This is a genomic window from Pseudomonas sp. xss_2 (assembly GCF_043104195.1).
Classification (GTDB): domain Bacteria; phylum Pseudomonadota; class Gammaproteobacteria; order Pseudomonadales; family Pseudomonadaceae; genus Aquipseudomonas; species Aquipseudomonas urmiensis.
The window spans coordinates 16,128-32,375 of the sequence record NZ_JBICKL010000063.1 but is presented as its reverse complement, the minus strand read 5'-3'; the positions used below and the strand labels follow the sequence as shown (position 1 = coordinate 32,375).

General features: G+C 54.6%; 18 protein-coding genes and 1 pseudogene. 7 read left to right on the top strand and 12 right to left on the bottom strand.

Going from position 1 to position 16,248, the window contains the following annotated elements:
* Positions 1–166 precede the first annotated feature (166 nt).
* Together ACF8K2_RS15655 and ACF8K2_RS15650 are read left to right on the top strand one after the other, a co-directional pair.
* Positions 167–466 carry a hypothetical protein gene (locus ACF8K2_RS15655; protein ID WP_392465823.1) on the top strand — a complete coding sequence of 100 codons (300 nt, stop codon included), beginning with the start codon at positions 167–169 and terminating at the stop codon, positions 464–466.
* Positions 467–561: 95 nt separating this feature from the next.
* Positions 562–873: a hypothetical protein gene (locus tag ACF8K2_RS15650; protein WP_392465821.1), complete on the top strand. Its 312-nt coding sequence runs from the start codon at positions 562–564 to the stop codon at positions 871–873.
* A gap of 243 nt (positions 874–1,116) precedes the next feature.
* On the opposite strand, the gene ACF8K2_RS15645 is transcribed toward ACF8K2_RS15650, so the two are convergent.
* The 4 genes from ACF8K2_RS15645 to ACF8K2_RS15630 are packed head-to-tail and all read right to left on the bottom strand — an operon-like array spanning position 1,117 to position 5,868.
* Complete coding sequence (locus tag ACF8K2_RS15645; protein WP_392465819.1) at positions 1,117–2,061, bottom strand: hypothetical protein; 945 nt, start codon at positions 2,059–2,061, stop codon at positions 1,117–1,119.
* A complete protein-coding gene (locus tag ACF8K2_RS15640; RefSeq protein WP_392465817.1) occupies positions 2,061–3,818 on the bottom strand; it encodes a hypothetical protein in 1,758 nt (585 codons plus the stop codon). The genes ACF8K2_RS15645 and ACF8K2_RS15640 overlap by 1 nt, the downstream gene beginning before the upstream one ends.
* On the bottom strand, positions 3,818–5,059 hold the full coding sequence (locus ACF8K2_RS15635; RefSeq protein WP_392465815.1) for a metallophosphoesterase family protein: 1,242 nt from the start codon (positions 5,057–5,059) through the stop codon (positions 3,818–3,820). The genes ACF8K2_RS15640 and ACF8K2_RS15635 overlap by 1 nt, the downstream gene beginning before the upstream one ends.
* A complete protein-coding gene (locus ACF8K2_RS15630; RefSeq protein WP_392465814.1) occupies positions 5,056–5,868 on the bottom strand; it encodes a DNA adenine methylase in 813 nt (270 codons plus the stop codon). The genes ACF8K2_RS15635 and ACF8K2_RS15630 overlap by 4 nt, the downstream gene beginning before the upstream one ends.
* A gap of 177 nt (positions 5,869–6,045) precedes the next feature.
* On the opposite strand from ACF8K2_RS15630, the pseudogene ACF8K2_RS15625 reads away from it, so the two are divergent.
* The 5 genes and pseudogenes from ACF8K2_RS15625 to ACF8K2_RS15605 form a co-directional block, all read left to right on the top strand.
* Positions 6,046–6,144: pseudogene (locus ACF8K2_RS15625) on the top strand (pilin assembly protein); the annotation flags it as partial.
* A gap of 285 nt (positions 6,145–6,429) precedes the next feature.
* Positions 6,430–6,843: a DUF4398 domain-containing protein gene (locus tag ACF8K2_RS15620; protein WP_186555456.1), complete on the top strand. Its 414-nt coding sequence runs from the start codon at positions 6,430–6,432 to the stop codon at positions 6,841–6,843.
* Positions 6,844–6,893: 50 nt separating this feature from the next.
* Positions 6,894–7,682 carry an OmpA family protein gene (locus ACF8K2_RS15615; RefSeq protein ID WP_186555457.1) on the top strand — a complete coding sequence of 263 codons (789 nt, stop codon included), beginning with the start codon at positions 6,894–6,896 and terminating at the stop codon, positions 7,680–7,682.
* Between the two features lie 137 nt (positions 7,683–7,819).
* On the top strand, positions 7,820–8,104 hold the full coding sequence (locus ACF8K2_RS15610) for a type II toxin-antitoxin system Phd/YefM family antitoxin (RefSeq protein WP_392465810.1): 285 nt from the start codon (positions 7,820–7,822) through the stop codon (positions 8,102–8,104).
* On the top strand, positions 8,058–8,375 hold the full coding sequence (locus ACF8K2_RS15605; RefSeq protein ID WP_392465807.1) for a type II toxin-antitoxin system RelE/ParE family toxin: 318 nt from the start codon (positions 8,058–8,060) through the stop codon (positions 8,373–8,375). The genes ACF8K2_RS15610 and ACF8K2_RS15605 overlap by 47 nt, the downstream gene beginning before the upstream one ends.
* 17 nt (positions 8,376–8,392) lie before the next feature.
* On the opposite strand, the gene ACF8K2_RS15600 is transcribed toward ACF8K2_RS15605, so the two are convergent.
* From ACF8K2_RS15600 to wspR, 8 genes are all read right to left on the bottom strand, one after another.
* Positions 8,393–8,719, bottom strand: coding sequence for a hypothetical protein (locus ACF8K2_RS15600; protein WP_186555458.1), 327 nt, complete (start codon positions 8,717–8,719; stop codon positions 8,393–8,395).
* Entirely contained in the window at positions 8,716–9,639 is a 924-nt protein-coding gene (locus tag ACF8K2_RS15595; RefSeq protein ID WP_392465805.1) for an alpha/beta hydrolase, read from the bottom strand. Before ACF8K2_RS15595 ends, ACF8K2_RS15600 begins: the two co-directional genes overlap by 4 nt.
* The gene (locus ACF8K2_RS15590) at positions 9,611–10,888 is read right to left on the bottom strand and encodes a flavohemoglobin expression-modulating QEGLA motif protein (protein ID WP_186555460.1); all 1,278 of its coding nucleotides are present in this window, start codon (positions 10,886–10,888) and stop codon (positions 9,611–9,613) included. The genes ACF8K2_RS15595 and ACF8K2_RS15590 overlap by 29 nt, the downstream gene beginning before the upstream one ends.
* A gap of 22 nt (positions 10,889–10,910) precedes the next feature.
* The gene (locus ACF8K2_RS15585) at positions 10,911–11,462 is read right to left on the bottom strand and encodes a hypothetical protein (protein WP_186555461.1); all 552 of its coding nucleotides are present in this window, start codon (positions 11,460–11,462) and stop codon (positions 10,911–10,913) included.
* A gap of 29 nt (positions 11,463–11,491) precedes the next feature.
* Positions 11,492–12,208, bottom strand: a complete 717-nt coding sequence (locus tag ACF8K2_RS15580) for a TetR/AcrR family transcriptional regulator (protein ID WP_186555462.1) — start codon at positions 12,206–12,208, stop codon at positions 11,492–11,494.
* A gap of 186 nt (positions 12,209–12,394) precedes the next feature.
* Positions 12,395–13,897: a lysine--tRNA ligase gene (lysS, locus tag ACF8K2_RS15575; protein WP_186555463.1), complete on the bottom strand. Its 1,503-nt coding sequence runs from the start codon at positions 13,895–13,897 to the stop codon at positions 12,395–12,397.
* A 91-nt stretch (positions 13,898–13,988) separates the two neighbouring features.
* A protein-coding gene (gene prfB, locus ACF8K2_RS15570; RefSeq protein WP_368973152.1) for a peptide chain release factor 2 occupies positions 13,989–15,084 on the bottom strand; the annotation gives its coding sequence in 2 pieces (ribosomal slippage) (positions 13,989–15,011 and positions 15,013–15,084; 1,095 coding nt in all).
* A gap of 147 nt (positions 15,085–15,231) precedes the next feature.
* On the bottom strand, positions 15,232–16,236 hold the full coding sequence (gene wspR / locus ACF8K2_RS15565) for a Wsp signal transduction system regulator diguanylate cyclase WspR (RefSeq protein ID WP_186555465.1): 1,005 nt from the start codon (positions 16,234–16,236) through the stop codon (positions 15,232–15,234).
* Between the last annotated feature and the right edge of the window lie 12 nt (positions 16,237–16,248).

Below are 16,248 nucleotides of genomic sequence, written 5' to 3'. Positions count from 1 at the left end.
GGCAGTCCACTAACTGCCCCTTTTGAGGCTTCACCATCGTAGGGGGCTGCTGCGCAGCCCATCGCCGGCAAGCCAGCTCCTACACAAACAGCGCAGACCTTGTAGGAGTTGGCTCGCCGGCGATGAGCCGCAGCGGCCCTGAAAACGACGTCCATACGAGGTCACCATGAAAATCCGCGAACTCGCCCAGCACTGGGAACAGAACGCCGCCGGCAGCTTGAGCCCCACCAGCCATGTGTTGCATCTGGACCTTGAGTCCGAAGCACGACTGGCCGCGCTGATCGACATGTACCCCAAACGCACCGCCGAAGAACTGCTCGGCGAACTGGTCGCCTGCGCCCTTGAAGAGCTGGAGGCCAGCTTCCCCTATGTCCAGGGCCGGCAGGTGATTGCCACCGATGAAGAGGGCGATCCGCTGTACGAGGAAAGCGAGCACGCAATAGGAAAAATACGAAAACCGGCCTAGGCCAAGTACTCCTTGGGTTTGCGGGGCCCAACCCGAATCATAAGCCGCTATGCCGATCTGATTTTGGAATCACTGCATATATAAAGAGGTGAACCATGGAAACCTTCAAAAAAATGCTCAGCCTGTGGGAAAGCAAATCGCAGGAAGCCGCTGACCGAGTGGAGTACACCCTGAGCCTCAGAAAGCATGATCTGGTAAAAATTAAGGCTTTCGCAGAGGCATATGGACTTGATGAAGCCACTATCACTGAGGGTCTTTTGCAGTCTGCTATAAAGGAAGCAGAGCGAGCTATTCCCTATGTGAAGGGATCACAGGTCATAAGGATCGAAGAGGGTGAAGAGGTGTATGCAGATGTTGGTAAGACACCTGCGTTTGTTGCTGCTGAAAAAGTGTTATCAAAAAAGTAGGTGAGGGGTTTCCGCGAAAAATCCACCTCTCAAGAAACCACTTTTTCTGGCCGCATGAGAGGTCAGTAGTCGCTTACGGCTTATGCCTTAGCATGACTCACTTTACAAGACTCTCAAGCCATCCAAACCAAACAGCGGCCAGCCGATAACAACCATTAAATACGAGACAAATAAAACTAACTTGAACACACAAGCAAACAATCACTAAAAGACTTCGCTACAGACACCGTGAAAAGCTAGCAATCATACCACCCTAAATATACGACTCATCACCAAATCCGTAGTAGCAGTAATCGATTGAAGTATCGGACCTGTACTAGCATGCAAACAAGTTACACCTTGGTAATTCATCGCCGCAAGTATTGCCGCTAGGGCATGGGGCTTAGGGCCAAACGGCACAAGCACTGTAGTAGCAGAATTCTTATAAGGAAAGAAAACCTCCCGCATACTGTCGTAAGTTTGCTTAACACTAGCCAACGGCGAATAGATCACGCTTTTGACAGACTGATCAATAAAATCTGAATTTATTGAAGAGGTTCGTTTAGCATACTCCTCCAAAGCCCCCGGACGAGCGACCAACGCGAACGTCACATCTGGCTCAATCATTTGATGGATGCATACAGGAGCTCCTGAATCAAACCCAAGTCCAAATATTGCCACTGTTTTCTTATTATAAGTAGCTACGGCTTCACACCCCGGAAGCACTATTGGTTCTCTAAGCTGCCTAGGTCTATCACTGTAAACATGTTCGCCCACAGAATAAATAAAGTCAAAAACCAGCTCTATCTCCGCACTGTAATTTTTAAAGAAATTCAGAATCTCCGCCGTCCACAACTTCGGCATTGAAGAATAGTCAACCAAGATAGTTGCGGACTCTTTCCCGACAGACATCAGCTGTTCAATTGACTGCCTGAGATTTTCGACGACCACGTGAGCTTGACCATAGGAAACTTCAATCAGTCTCCCCGACACCTTTTGAAAGAAATTTTCATTCCTCTCTCGGACACCTCTAACATCTAGCTTCTCATCAGAAAAATCAAAAACAAGCATATCCCCCATCAGGGTCCGCTCTATGACAGATGCTAAATATGTACAACGTTCTTCATAGCCGCAGCAAAAAATCGAAACGTCATATGCACTGGCACATACATCACCAAAAGAAATGTCCTCAACATACAACTGAGTCATCAAATCAACTCCATTTGCTGGGTAGGTAAGCCACTCGCAGAGTCACCATTAAGTATTGAGCTAAGCGAGACAGACTTACCTCGCCTAGGCAGCAGCAAAAAGTGGGGACTCAGCATATAGGACAGTCTAAAAGTACCACTTTTGACAGGCAGTTCATCAAGCTGATTTTTTTCTATGAGTGGTCTAATCAAGCCTAAACCTACTGCCTCACTAACCACAGACCAAACTTCTGGATCATCAACATTATATCTAAATGACAAAATCAAATCAGTAGACAGAGGGCGATGATGCAAACAATCTTTAAAGTACTTCCCAATTATGGAAAGAGTCTTATGTATGCCATCACCCTGCCCCGGCTCACTTATAATTCTTCGATATTCGTTATTCGAGAAATGGCGTAGAAGCCGATCTTGAATTGAATAGGGTACCTGCTTAACTCCCTCACTATCGGAGCTCGCCAAATAGAGCGAATTAAGAATACTAATAAATCTTCGCGGATTACCATCCGAGCATCGAATAACCATTTCAACGCCAGCATATATTTGCGAGCTAGCATTGCCTTTTAACTTAGATACTGCTTCACGGAGCAATAAAGCCCCTTTTAACTTCCTACCAATTTCATCATCAAATTTAGAGCTAGAGGATAGTGACCTAGCACGCTCAACAGTGGACTCATTTCCATATTTTTCTATGAGCTCTACAATCTCCGACCTATCAATAGACTTATCGGAAAGCACATAAGAATTACCAAGTAACTCTTCTAAACTGACACCTTCTTGATCCCAGCGACTGCCTTTCAAACGTCGCTCAAACAGATCAGTACAAAACTTCTTCAAAGCCTCATACTCAGCCTCACCTTTTTTCGGAAGCTGAACATTATCAAGATATATATACTTAAAATCATCCCCCCTAACGAGAGGCACGGCAGTATTTGTATCTAGCGTATAATGCTTGTACGGCATCGTTGTGATTTTAAAAACCAAACCATCAGCATACGTTCTCATGTGAGAGTTCAATATACGCTGATACTCCATACTTAAGTACTCTGCTTCATCGAGACACAGAGCCCATATTGCAGACCTCGGAAATTCGATAAATCTCTTTAGTATTGCAATTGAACGCATTAGCGGCTGAAACAATCCAACATCAAACTCAACCCCAATGTTGCTACCTTCTTTCCCTTCGTTGACCCTCAACTTTTCTTCGTCGAGCAGCTTCCTGTACTCAACATCAGCGAGACTATCCCTAATTTTCCGAATCGAATTTGATTCCGCGTTTGAAAACCACGCTTGAGATATTTCAAGAGAAATATCTCGCTCACCTATAATTCGTTCGAATTCCTCTTCGAAATATGTATTCAGACAACTCTCGACAGTAGAAAGGAATGCTGAGCAGCAAGCAACATTTAAACGCCACTGAAAATGCTTCTCTCGCCCCTCTTCACTCAGCCAAGGTTTACTCTTCAACCCGCCAACCCAAGACAATCTCATAGGCACGTAAGTACCTATAAAACCTTTGTTACTTATCAACTCTTGGGCTGAGTCATGACTTAGCTTAGAAAGATACTCATGAGATAACATTTTAACAATAGCAGTTTTACCAGACCCTCTCGCACCAATTAGAATATGGTTTTTCGGGGAAATTAGTCGAGCGAAATCTTCAGTCCAAACAAACTGATAAGGCAAATCTTCCGGAGTGCTGTTTCTAGCATTATCATTCTCAAACGGATTCTGAGCCTTTTGGCTGGAAATTTTCATCAAATCTTATCCTTAACCAAAATCAGTTTATCAAAAGATTTCTGCTCACCTTGGTAAACCATCAAAACACCAGCTTTTTGGGATGCTTTTTCTAGCTGATTATTTAGAAGCACATTAGGAAAATACCGAAGAGACTCGTTTTTCTCAACAAGATCTGACCATCTTGCCATATGAGAACTCTCGAAAACCTCACCCAATATACCTTCTAAAATCTTACTCAATTTTTTAGGACTTTCATAAGCCCCAAATTGATTATGGCTATCAAAATCGATAGTGCCACTTTCAATCCAGTTATGAGCAAGCAAGTGAGCCCAAGACTTTACATGCCCTCTGGCCCAACCGTTGTCGCCACATCTATCTTGAAAATCTACGAGGTGGAAAAAATTACCTACACCTCCAAAATACCTATCATCAAGTCTAGAGCTAAAGCTACCAGCACATAGAATCCATATAGGGTGCCCTTCGGAGTTTATTTCAAGATCAAACCGAGGAACATGTTTATGACCATGCACCACAAAATCAACTTCATGTTTCGAGAGCACATGCAGCAATCCATCGGCATTAATCATGCAACTTTTGTCAGCAGCCCTAAACGTTTTGTCTTGATATTGCTTTGGATGATGATGAAGAATAAAAATATTAACCTTGGACCGATCGACATACTTAGCTAGAAGTTCATCAATGGCGGCTATCTGCTCATTCTTAATTTCTCCACGATGTGGATTCTCATCTGGGCCATCGTAAACAGCACTATTTAACGCAAAGATATTGATATCATCGAAAGGCCACACGACAACATAAGGGGATACATCAAAGCGGCCAATCCCCCCACCTTGATTGTCAGAAAACAACAGCCCACCCTTGAGGAAATTCAGGTATTTCGCCTTCACCAAATGATCGAAGTCCTCTCCTCCTGACTGGAGAGCAGCCCAATTTATATCGTGATTGCCCGGACAGAAGAGGATTTTTTCTCTGCTAACCTTTAAGGAGCGAGCTATCTTCTCGATAAGCTCAGAAGCCAGAGCAAACTCCTGCTCTTTAGCTCGATTGCTTATATCACCGGAAACCAGCAGATAGTCTGCTCCGATACCTTCCTTGACAACAAAATCATTGAACTCTTGGAGATAATTATCAACTGAGGCATTTTCAGTTCTGTCGGGTGAAAAATCTTTACCCTTCGCCATATCACCAATATGCAAATCACTTATAACTGCGACTTTCATAGAACGGAGCTGACTCATTGCTCCCCCGGCATAGTTGGACGATTTGAAATTAGCAGCTCGCCAACCATTTTTCTATGCTGGTGAAAACCTGCTACATGTCGTTTAACAGACAGATGCTCTACAGACCACTCACACGGAATTGCACTCACAAGAGTATCGCTCTCGCAATAGGACAATACAAAAGGAACGCCCCTATCATTGGCAGAGACAAGAGCTGCTACTAATCGGTCCACATCCCCATAATCAAATGAATTAGGTCCATACTCTCCTCGCTTTCTACTGTCTGGCTTAGAATACGGCGGATCTAAGTAAACAAAATCATCTGCACCAGCCCGACCAACCACACTTTCAAAATCTTCAGCAAAAAAATCGACGTCTCTTAGGCATTCGGCATATGCCTCAAGATCTGACAAACTAGGAATCGAACCCGTTTTTACACCCATAGGTACATTAAATCTTCCTTGAAGGTTTGTTCTATACACTCCATTAAAGCATAGCTTATTTAAGTATATAAACCGACCTGCCCTTTGAAAATCCTCTAGATCTTTTTCCTCAAGGCCTCTAACCCGCTTGTATTCGTCTTGACTGACTTCGAGACTGCTTAGAAACTCATAAACTTTCGAAGGTGATGTCTTGACCATCGAGTAAGCATGAATTAACTCAGCGTTCATATCTGACAATACAGCTTTCTGAGGCAACGTATCAAAAAATAAACATGCGGAGCCACAGAACGGTTCAAAATATCGTGAGTATTGAGGCGGTAGATATTTTTTTATTTGTGGCAGTAGCTTCTTTTTACTACCCGCCCATCGAAATAGAGGCCGCATCTGAATCACACACTTGAAAATAAATTAACGAAATGATAACAGTAAAATTGCCCTCCGTTCATAGGCAAAAAATATCAATCAATCACAAATAATTACAAAAGGTAATCTTAAGCAGGCTTCTAATAGCCAAAAACTATCAATCGTATACCTCTGATAATTCGCATTGTGGGAAATCGACCTATATCCGAAGACATCGGCCCGACCCCGCGCTTCCTAGCCCTGTCACGGCGCCACTTGCATGAGCTGAGCAACACCGCTGAAGAGCCCGGCAACTGACGCTTTGCTTGCGCACCACACGGCTGTGCGCTGCCGTGCGGGCGCAAGCTTGCCCGCCATTCGCGACCAATACCCCCGCCCACCACGCTGACTGATCAGTCAGAAAAATACTTGCCAAGCCTAGGTATTTTTTTCTGAACTAATGGAAAAACGCTCCGGTCCGACCAAATAGCCATCACGCTAAAACCCTGCACACAGTTGGCTGTGCACAGTTCAGCTGAAATGCGCGCACTGTCAGGGAATAGGCGATGGACTGCTACGGACATTGTTATCAGGAGTGATCCAATGGAGCTGACCAACATGAAGACCCGCACTTCGCCAACCTCATCCACTCACTTGCGCGGGCTCAAGCTGGCCGCGCTGGCCCTGGGCAGCAGCCTGGTACTGGCCGGTTGCGCGGGCAAGCCGCCAAGTGAGCAATATGCCGTGACTCAATCGGCGGTGAACTCCGCTGTCAGTGCCGGTGGCACCGAGTTCGCAGCCGTGGAAATGAAGGCCGCGCAGGACAAGTTCAAGCAAGCCGAAATCGCCATGCACGACAAGAAGTACGACGAAGCCAAGCTGCTCGCCGAACAGGCCGAGTGGGACGCGCGTGTCGCCGAGCGCAAGGCGCAAGCGGCCAAGGCCCAGAAGGCCGTGCAGGACTCCCGCCAAGGCGTCCAGGACTTGCGTGAGGAAGGTCTGCGCAGCGCCGAATGAGCCTGCCCAGCGTTCCTTGAGCCTTCGTAACTGATCAAAGGATGAACATTATGCGCAACTACGTCATGATCCCCGCCCTGCTGGCCCTGAGCGTTGGCCTTGCCGCCTGCTCGCATGATCCGAACGCCAACCTGGAATCGGCCCGCACCAACTTCTCGGCGCTGCAAAGCGACCCGCAGTCGAGCAAACTGGCCGCCCTGGAAACCAAGGACGCCCAGGACTGGCTGAACAAAGCCGACAAAGCCTACATGGACCGCGAGAACGACAAGAAGGTCGACCAACTGGCCTACCTGACCAACCAACGGGTTGAAGTGGCCAAGCAGACGATTGCCCTGCGTGCCGCCGAAGGCGAGCTGAAAAACGCCTCTGCCCAGCGCGCCCAGGCTCGCCTGGATGCCCGCGATGCACAGATCAAAAAGCTGCAGGACAGCCTCAACGCCAAGCAGACCGACCGCGGCACCCTGGTGACCTTCGGCGACGTGCTGTTCGACTTCAACAAAGCCGAGCTCAAGAGCAGCGCCCTGCCCAACGTGACCAAGCTGGCCCAGTTCCTTCAGGAGAATCCTGAGCGCAAGGTGATCGTCGAGGGCTACACCGACAGCGTCGGTTCGGCCAACTACAACCAGACCCTGTCTGAGCGCCGCGCCGCAGCCGTACGCATGGCCTTGGTACGTGCTGGCGTCGACCCAGCGCGCATCGTTGCCCAGGGGTATGGCAAGGAGTACCCGGTAGCGGAGAACTCCAGCAACTCAGGCCGCGCGCAGAACCGTCGGGTGGAGGTGACCATCTCCAACGACAACCAGCCAGTGGCACCGCGTACCGTGAGCCAAGCGCAGTAAGGTCTACCGCTTGAACGAAAAACCCCGCTCAGGCGGGGTTTTTTCATGCCCGCTGCCCGAAAAAGGCACCTGTAAGAACACCTTTAAAAGCACTATACTCCTAGCGACCTCTATCCCTATTACGGGTTGATACAACTATGACCTACGCAGTCCTCGCGAATCTGGCAGCATCCATCACCGATTTGAAGAAAGACCCAATGGGCACTATCCGTGAGGGGGCAGGCGAAACCGTGGTGATCCTCAACAGGAATGAACCTGCCTTCTATGCGGTTCCACCCGAACGCTACGAGGCCATGATGGAGTTGATCGACGATCTGCAACTGGCCGAGGTCGTGCGCAAACGACGTGGTGGGCCCACCGTCAGAGTGGATATCGATGAGCTCATCGCACAAGTCGAAGACAGCAAGACCCTATGCCCTTGAGTTCGACTTAAGAGCGCAAAGAGAATTTCGCAAGCTAGATCCGCAATTACAGCTGCAATTCGCCAAGAAACTCAAGGAGCGATTGGAGCAGCCAAAGGTGGAAAGCGACAAGCTGACTGGCATGGCTGACTGCTACAAGATCAAATTGCGTTCAGCTGGCTACCGATTGGTCTATCAGATTGTCGATGATCGCTTGGTGGTCATTGTGATTGCCGTGGGCAAACGGGAGCGAAACGCAGTCTACGCAATCGCCAAATCTCGCCTGCCCTGATACTTCGAAGGCCTGTGTCACTGAACCTGCTGCGGCGTCTCTTCGCCCATGCAGCGCACCGCACGCTTGCGGTTGTCCACCAGCACGCCAGTCAGGCCTTTTTGCTGGGTATCGAACAACACCAGTACACCATCCACGCATTGCGCCACCTGCGGCGCTGCGTCCAACGACACCTTGTAATCCTCGCCGGGCACGGTCTTGAGCATGGTGTAGTCCTGCAACAGCAGGGCATCCTCAGGCTTGGCGAAATGCAGGTAGCCGTAATACCACAGAGCCCCAACCGTCACGATGATGCTGCCGACACCGGTCAGGATCAGCGGGATGGCGTTGCGTTCTTCACTCATTGCTGGTTCTTCTCGTCAGGGTAGTTGGGCACTTCGGCCAAGCGACGCAGGCCGTTGAAATGGCTGGGGTCGTCCATGAAGCGCAGCATTACCTGGCGCCAGGTCGGGTCGGCGAAGGTCTGCACATGGCCGCCTCGGGTCAGTTGCAGCACCCGCGGTGGTGGAGCGTGCTGATACAGGCGGATGCCGTTGTCCATCGGCACCAGGTTGTCATCGATGCTGTGGAAGAACAGTTTCGGCGGGCTCTGCACGTGCTCGATGGAGCGAATCGCACTGTCACCGTCCGGCACCAGCCAGGACAGCGGCACCTGTAACGGCCAGGTCAGCCACGAGGTGCTCAGGGCGAAGCGGCCGACCGCGCGGTAACTGGCCGGCACCCCATCGAACACCAGGGCACTGAAGCGCTGTTGCTGCTCGGGATGCGCCGCCAGGTAATGAATGGCCATGGCGCCGCCCAGGCTCTGGCCCAGCAGCACCAGCGGCTTGCCGCGCATTTCAGGGGCCTGCTCCAACCAGGACATGGCCGCCGCGATGTCCTGGTAGACCTCGGGCAGGCTCGGCTTGCCCTGGGACAATCCATAGCCGCGGTAATCGATCATCAGCACCTGATAACCCTGCTCCGGCAGCCAGTAGCTGCCACCTAAATGCCCGGGCAGGTTGCCGCCATTGCCATGCAGGTGCAGTACCGTTCCCTTGACCTCGACCCCTGCCTTGGCCGGCAACCACCAGCCATGCAGGCGCACGCCATCGGCGGTGGTCAGGGTCACATCGCGATAGGCCAACTTGGCCCGCTCCGGGGTGAACGGCTGGCCGGGCTCTGGATAGAACAGCAGGCTGCTGCAACCGCTCAGGGCCAACAGCAGCCAGCCGAGGAGCAGGCCGCGCCTGGCCTCAGAGAATGTTCGCGTAGTCGGCTTCAATGCGATCCAGGCTCAGGTGGTTGAGGAAGTTGGAGAAGCACATCCAGGCCGACAGCGCGTTGAGGTCGCGGAACTGCTCAGGCAGGTACTTGGGCGGCTCGACCAGGCCTTCCTCGACCAGTTGGCGCAGGGTGCGCATGTCTTCCAAGGTGGTCTTGCCGCAGAATAGCAACGGAATCTGCTCGAGCTTGCCCTTCTTCACGGCCAACTGAATGTAGTTGTAAACCATGATGAAACCCTTGAGGTAGGACAAGTCCTTGGTGAATGGCAGGCCATTTGGCACCGAGCCGCGAAATACCCGGCTGGCATTGCTGTAGCTCTGGCCGATCTCGAAGCCCTGGCCGCGGAAGAACTCATAGACCTGCATGAAGTCTGCGCCCTCCTCGACCATGTGGATGGCGCGGGTGCGGTTGGTCAACTTGCGCAGGCGGCTGGGATAGGAGGCAAAGGCAATCACCTCCATGAGGATCGCCAGGCCTTCCTGGGTCACCGTCGACGAGGGCGGACCCTTGGCCAGGAAGGTGCAGATCGGCTGGTTCAAGCCATTGAGCGTGGTGCCGACGTGCACCAGCCCCTCGTGGACCTCCAGCGCGCGCACGTCGCGGCTGTTGAACATGGCATCGGCGCGCACCTTGATGTAGTCGGCGCCGGCCGCAGCGTCAGCGACGATGCCGTCAGACTCGAACACACGAATGGTGCTTTCGGCCTCACCGAAGACCTTGTTCAGGCGGCGCTGGAGAATATCCACCGCCTCCTTGGCAGTCAGGTTCTTCGGCTCGTCTTTTAGATCGCCCCGGCCATCGATGTTGTTCAGGTAGTCCGAGAGCATCAGGCCCAGGTCAGCCAGGGTCGGGTCGCCGGCATGGAAGGCATCGGAAGCGGCGCCATACAGCTCCTGGGAGATCAAGCCGAAGTCTTCGGTGCCGCGCGCTTCGAGCATGCGCACGACCATGCGGTACTCCTTGCACATGCGCCGCATGATCTGCCCGACCGGGTTGAACTGGCCGAGCTGACGGGTGATATCCCGTTCGATGTTCTGGAACTCTGCTTTCAGTGCAGCAGAATCGAACGACAGCGGCCGCGACTGGTAATAGGCTCGGTCCACCGCCGGTGGCTCCTTGCCCTTGGTCTTGAGAAAGCCCTGGCGGATGCTGTCATCCCACTTCACGGCATCGAGCACGCGAATTGGGGTTTGCGCGGCGACAATACGGTCGGACAACGCACGGATAGTCTGCTGGTACTCGTCCACACCGAATTCCTTGTATCGGCTATTACTTGCCAGCGCGCTGGAAGCGCGCCACTTCGACGAACAGATCGGAGTTGGCCGGATCGTCCAGGTAGGCCAGGACGCGCTCGGTCGGGCTGTCGATCAGCACGCCGGGGCCATTGTCTTCCGGCACTTCGGTACTACGCCCGGTCAGTTCCTTTTTCTGTACAGCCTGCTGTACCTGATCGACATCGAGGTTGTAGATCACCAGGTCCTTGCCGTCCTGGCTGACCTCGAAACCGCCAATCAGGAAATTGCCCCCCAGCCGCTTGGGAACACCGGCTGAGAGATACCAGCGGTTGCCGTGGCGGGCAACGGTGAAGGCGTACTCCTCAGCCGGCTTGCCTTGTGCGCGCGCCACCGCCTTGTAGGTGTTGCCCCCGGCGCGACTGATCGCCAGTTTCAGCGGCTGGCCCCAGGCATCTTTGCTGCTCCAATTGCCCAGCAGGGCCTTGGGCGCCGCCTGATTAGCCGGAAGCGGATCACCGAAGGTCACCAGACAACCGCCCAGCAGCAGGAATGACAACGTCAACAACACCACACGCCAGGCTTTCATCAGGTTCTCCTTGAAAAGTCGGTCGCTACCTAGGCCGAGGCCAGCACCAGGTGCAAGTACCGGGTAAGGATAGCGAGCATCTGCCCATCGGCTTGCGCATTCGCATCCATGAGCAGGCCCTGATATTCCATCTGCTCGATAATCGCCGTCAACATCTGGGCGTCCTGTTCCGGCTGACGCGAGCCGACCACCTGGAGCATCTGCCGCGCGCCATGCAGAAGAATCTGCTCATGGGCGCGGACCAAGTCAGCCAAACGCGGGCACAACAGCGCCTCTTGGCGAAAAGCCTGCTCGGCCATGAGGAAGTCACGCCGGTTATGCAGTTGGCGACTGACGTAATCGGCGGTCATGCGCGCCACTTCGTCGACCAGCCGCGCGCGTGATTGCGCGCTGCCATCACCCTGCGCCAGCAGCTGGCGCAACACCACTTCGGTGTTGGACCACAGCTTGGCCATGTAGGCGGCGCTGCGCTCGACGTACTGGGCGAAGGTGTCGGTGAGCAGGTCTTCGATGTCCTTGAAGTAATAGGTAGTGGCCGACAGCGGCACCCCAGCCTCGGCTGCCACCGCGCGGTGACGCACGCCGCGCACGCCATCACGCACGACGATGCGCATGGCCGCGTCGAGAATCAACTGGCGGCGCTGCTCGCTGCCCTGGCGGCTAGTCTTGCGCCCTTGGTACTGCACGCTCTCGGCGACAGCGCTGGCCACGCCGGCCGCGCCTTGTTGGGCGTTTGCTGGTGTCACAGTGGGTACCTCTTAAAGTTGAATGTTGTCTGTGCCGTCTCTATCGCGGGGCAAGCCCGCTCCCACGTAATCAACATCAGCAGCGAACTACGTGGGAGCGGGCTTGACCCGCGATAGAGACGGCACAGGCACGCTAAGACTCAAGGCAAGAAAAAGCCGCCTAATAAGGCGGCTCGTTCAGATCACTCAGGCCTGCGGACGCATGTGCGGGAACAGGATCACATCGCGAATCGACGGTGAGTTGGTCAGCAGCATCACCAAACGGTCGATGCCGATACCTTCACCCGCGGTCGGCGGCATGCCGTACTCCAGCGCACGCACGAAGTCGGCGTCGTAGTGCATGGCTTCGTCGTCACCAGCGTCTTTCTCAGCCACCTGGGCCAGGAAGCGCTCGGCCTGGTCTTCGGCATCGTTGAGCTCGGAGTAGGCATTGGCGATCTCGCGGCCACCGATGAATAGCTCGAAGCGGTCGGTCACGGCTGGGTTTTCGTCGTTGCGACGGGCCAGCGGCGAGACCTCGAACGGGTATTCAGTGATGAAGTGCGGCTGCTCCAGCTTGTGCTCGACCAGCTCTTCGAAAATCATCACCTGCAGCTTGCCCAGGCCTTCGTGGCCAAGCACCTTCGCGCCGGCTTTCTTGGCGATGGCGCGGGCCTTGTCGACGTCCTGGAGGTCGGCGGCGGTGAGCTCTGGGTTGTACTTGAGGATCGAGTCGAACACCGACAGGCGCACGAACGGCTCGCCGAAGTGGAACACCTTGTCGCCGTACGGCACGTCGGTGGTCCCCAGCACCAGCTGCGCCAGCTCGCGGAACAGCTCTTCGGTGAGGTCCATGTTGTCGTTGTAGTCGGCGTAGGCCTGGTAGAACTCGAGCATGGTGAACTCGGGGTTGTGCCGGGTCGAAACGCCTTCGTTACGGAAGTTGCGGTTGATCTCGAAGACCTTCTCGAAGCCACCGACAACCAGGCGCTTGAGGTACAGCTCAGGCGCGATGCGCAGGAACATGGCCATGTCCAGCGCATTGTGATGGGTCTCGAACGGCTTGGCCGCAGCACCACCAGGGATAGTCTGCAGCATCGGCGTTTCGACTTCGAGGAAGTCGCGCTCGATGAGGAACTTGCGGATGTGCGAGATCACCTGCGAACGCACACGGAAGGTGTGGCGGGTTTCTTCGTTGACCATCAGGTCGACGTAGCGCTGGCGATAGCGCTGCTCGGTGTCGGTCAGGCCGTGGTGCTTGTCCGGCAGCGGGCGCAGCGACTTGGTCAACAGGCGCACGTTGGTCATTTCGACGTACAGGTCGCCCTTGCCGGAACGGGCCAGGGTGCCTTCGGCGGCGATGATGTCGCCCAGGTCCCAGGTTTTCACGGCAGCCAGGGTTTCTTCAGGCAGGGTCTTGCGGTTGACGTAGACCTGGATACGCCCGGTCATGTCCTGGATAACCATGAACGAGCCACGGTTGAGCATGATGCGACCGGCGACCTTGACCGGGATCGCTGCAGCTTCCAGCTCTTCCTTGGTCTTGTCGACGTATTGCTTCTGCAGGTCATTGCAGTAGCTGTCGCGGCGGAAGTCGTTGGGGAAGGCCTGACCCTTCGCACGTTCTGCGGCAAGTTTTTCCTTGCGCAGGGCGATCAGGGTGTTTTCTTCCTGTTGCAGGTCTTGCGCTTCGGTCTTCAGATCGCTCATGTCGTCATTCTTTCCATCAGGTATTCATTGCCCTTTTCGGGCAGGGCGCGCGATGCCGGCAGGCGGCCGGGCATCGCGGCGGTGGTGTGGCTTACAGCCCCTGCTTCAGGCTCGCTTCCAGGTACTGGTCGATGTCGCCGTCGAGGACCTTGTTGCAGTCGCTGCGCTCGACGCCGGTACGCAGGTCCTTGATACGCGAGTCATCGAGTACATAGGAGCGGATCTGGTGGCCCCAGCCGATGTCCGACTTGCTGTCTTCCAGCGCCTGCGAGGCGGCATTGCGCTTTTGCATCTCCAGCTCGTACAACTTGGCCCGCAGCATTTTCATGGCGGTGTCCTTGTTGGCGTGCTGGGAACGTTCGTTCTGACAGGCCACCACAGTGTTGGTCGGCACGTGGGTGATACGCACCGCCGAGTCGGTGGTGTTCACGTGCTGACCGCCGGCACCGGAGGAGCGGTAGGTGTCGATACGCAGATCGGACGGGTTGATCTCGATCTCGACCTTGTCATCGATCTCAGGCGAGACGAACACCGCCGAGAACGAGGTGTGCCGACGGGCGCCGGAGTCGAACGGGCTCTTGCGCACCAGACGGTGAACGCCGATTTCGGTGCGCAGCCAGCCGAAGGCGTACTCGCCCTTGATATGCACGGTGGCACCTTTGATGCCGGCGACTTCGCCTTCGGACAGCTCGATGATGGTGGCGTCGAAACCGCGCTTGTCGGCCCAGCGCAGGTACATGCGCAGGAGGATGTTGGCCCAGTCCTGCGCTTCGGTACCGCCGGAGCCTGCCTGGATGTCCAGGTAGGCGTTGTTCATGTCCATCTCACCGCTGAACATGCGACGGAACTCAAGCTGGGCCAGGCTTTCTTCCAGGCCTTGCAGCTCGGTCACGACGTCGCTCACGGCGCCTTCGTCATTTTCCTCGACGGCCATGTCGAGCAGGTCCTGGCAGTCGGCCAGGCCGTTGGACATCTTGTCCAGGGTCTCGACCACCTGCGCCAGCATGGCACGCTCGCGGCCCAGGGCCTGGGCGTACTCGGGCTTGTTCCAGACGGCCGGGTCTTCCAGCTCGCGGTTGACTTCGATCAGGCGATCAGCTTTGTGATCGTAGTCAAAGATACCCCCGAATAGACTGGGAACGCTCGGTGAGGTCCTTGATGGTGTTCAGGATCGGTTGGATTTCCATGGGCAGGCTACTCGCGCGAATTCGGTGAAAAGCCGGTGAGTATAAACGAGTCTGTCCCATGGCGGCAGACCCGCCGGGCGGTGGGTTTGGCTTGCGTGCCGGTTTTTTCCAGCCCAGGTTGCACGTGCTGGCCCAATCGTGGGGCAATCAGGCGATGCCGACCTGATTGCGCCCACTGTTCTTGGCCAGATACAAGCCCTTGTCCGCCGCCGAGATCAACTGCCGGCAATGACTGCCAATGCTCGGGGTCAGGGTCGCCAGGCCGATGCTGACAGTCAGGCGCGCGTCAGTTTCAGGGGCGCAATGGGGAATATTCAGGCCATGCACGGTCTGACGCAGCTTCTCGGCAATCAGCCGCGCGCCGCCTGGGGAAGTATTGGGTAGCACCAGGGCGAACTCCTCGCCGCCATAGCGCGCCGGCAGATCGGTCGGTCGCGAGCACGAGCCACGAATAGCCTCGGCCACCTGGCGCAGAGCTTCGTCTCCGGCCAAATGGCCGAAACTGTCGTTGTAGAGCTTGAAGTAGTCGACGTCGATCATCAGCAGCGATATCTGCTGCTGCTCGCGCATCGCCCGACGCCACTCAAGCTCCAGGTATTCGTCGAAATGGCGGCGGTTGGACAGCCCGGTCAGGCCATCGGAGTTCATCAGCCGCTGCAGCATCAAATTGGTGTCGAGCAGTTGTTGCTGGCTGACGCGCAGGGCCCGATAGGCCTCGTCGCGCTGCAACAGGGTCAGGTACGAGCGCGAGTGATAGCGAATCCGCGCCACCAACTCGATGGTATCGGGCAGCTTGACCAGGTAATCGTTGGCGCCGGCGGCGAATGCTGCACTCTTGACCAGGGGATCTTCCTTGGTCGACAGGACGATGATTGGAATGTCCTGGGTGGCCGGGTTATTACGGTACTCGCGCACCAGGGTCAGGCCATCCAGGCCCGGCATGATCAGGTCCTGGAGAATCACCGTCGGCTTGATGCGCATCGCTTGGGCCACAGCCTGATGCGGGTCGGCGCAGAAGTGAAAGTCGATGTTCTCTTCATGGGCCAGGCCACGGCGTACCGCTTCACCGATCATCGCCTGATCGTCGACCAGCAGGACCATCGCCGAATTCTCGTTGCTGGTCGTGAAACCTTCGATCGGTAGATCATTCATGCCTATTCACCA

Excerpts from the sequence above, each read along its gene's own strand:
- ACF8K2_RS15655 (WP_392465823.1), top strand. The coding sequence starts at position 167 with ATGAAAATCCGCGAACTCGCCCAGCACTGGGAACAGAACGCCGCCGGC.
- ACF8K2_RS15650 (WP_392465821.1), top strand. The coding sequence starts at position 562 with ATGGAAACCTTCAAAAAAATGCTCAGCCTGTGGGAAAGCAAATCGCAG.
- ACF8K2_RS15645 (WP_392465819.1), bottom strand. The coding sequence starts at position 2,061 with ATGACTCAGTTGTATGTTGAGGACATTTCTTTTGGTGATGTATGTGCC.
- ACF8K2_RS15640 (WP_392465817.1), bottom strand. The coding sequence starts at position 3,818 with ATGAAAATTTCCAGCCAAAAGGCTCAGAATCCGTTTGAGAATGATAAT.
- ACF8K2_RS15635 (WP_392465815.1), bottom strand. The coding sequence starts at position 5,059 with ATGAGTCAGCTCCGTTCTATGAAAGTCGCAGTTATAAGTGATTTGCAT.
- ACF8K2_RS15630 (WP_392465814.1), bottom strand. The coding sequence starts at position 5,868 with ATGCGGCCTCTATTTCGATGGGCGGGTAGTAAAAAGAAGCTACTGCCA.
- ACF8K2_RS15620 (WP_186555456.1), top strand. The coding sequence starts at position 6,430 with ATGGAGCTGACCAACATGAAGACCCGCACTTCGCCAACCTCATCCACT.
- ACF8K2_RS15615 (WP_186555457.1), top strand. The coding sequence starts at position 6,894 with ATGCGCAACTACGTCATGATCCCCGCCCTGCTGGCCCTGAGCGTTGGC.
- ACF8K2_RS15610 (WP_392465810.1), top strand. The coding sequence starts at position 7,820 with ATGACCTACGCAGTCCTCGCGAATCTGGCAGCATCCATCACCGATTTG.
- ACF8K2_RS15605 (WP_392465807.1), top strand. The coding sequence starts at position 8,058 with ATGAGCTCATCGCACAAGTCGAAGACAGCAAGACCCTATGCCCTTGAG.
- ACF8K2_RS15600 (WP_186555458.1), bottom strand. The coding sequence starts at position 8,719 with ATGAGTGAAGAACGCAACGCCATCCCGCTGATCCTGACCGGTGTCGGC.
- ACF8K2_RS15585 (WP_186555461.1), bottom strand. The coding sequence starts at position 11,462 with ATGAAAGCCTGGCGTGTGGTGTTGTTGACGTTGTCATTCCTGCTGCTG.
- lysS (WP_186555463.1), bottom strand. The coding sequence starts at position 13,897 with ATGAGCGATCTGAAGACCGAAGCGCAAGACCTGCAACAGGAAGAAAAC.
- wspR (WP_186555465.1), bottom strand. The coding sequence starts at position 16,236 with ATGAATGATCTACCGATCGAAGGTTTCACGACCAGCAACGAGAATTCG.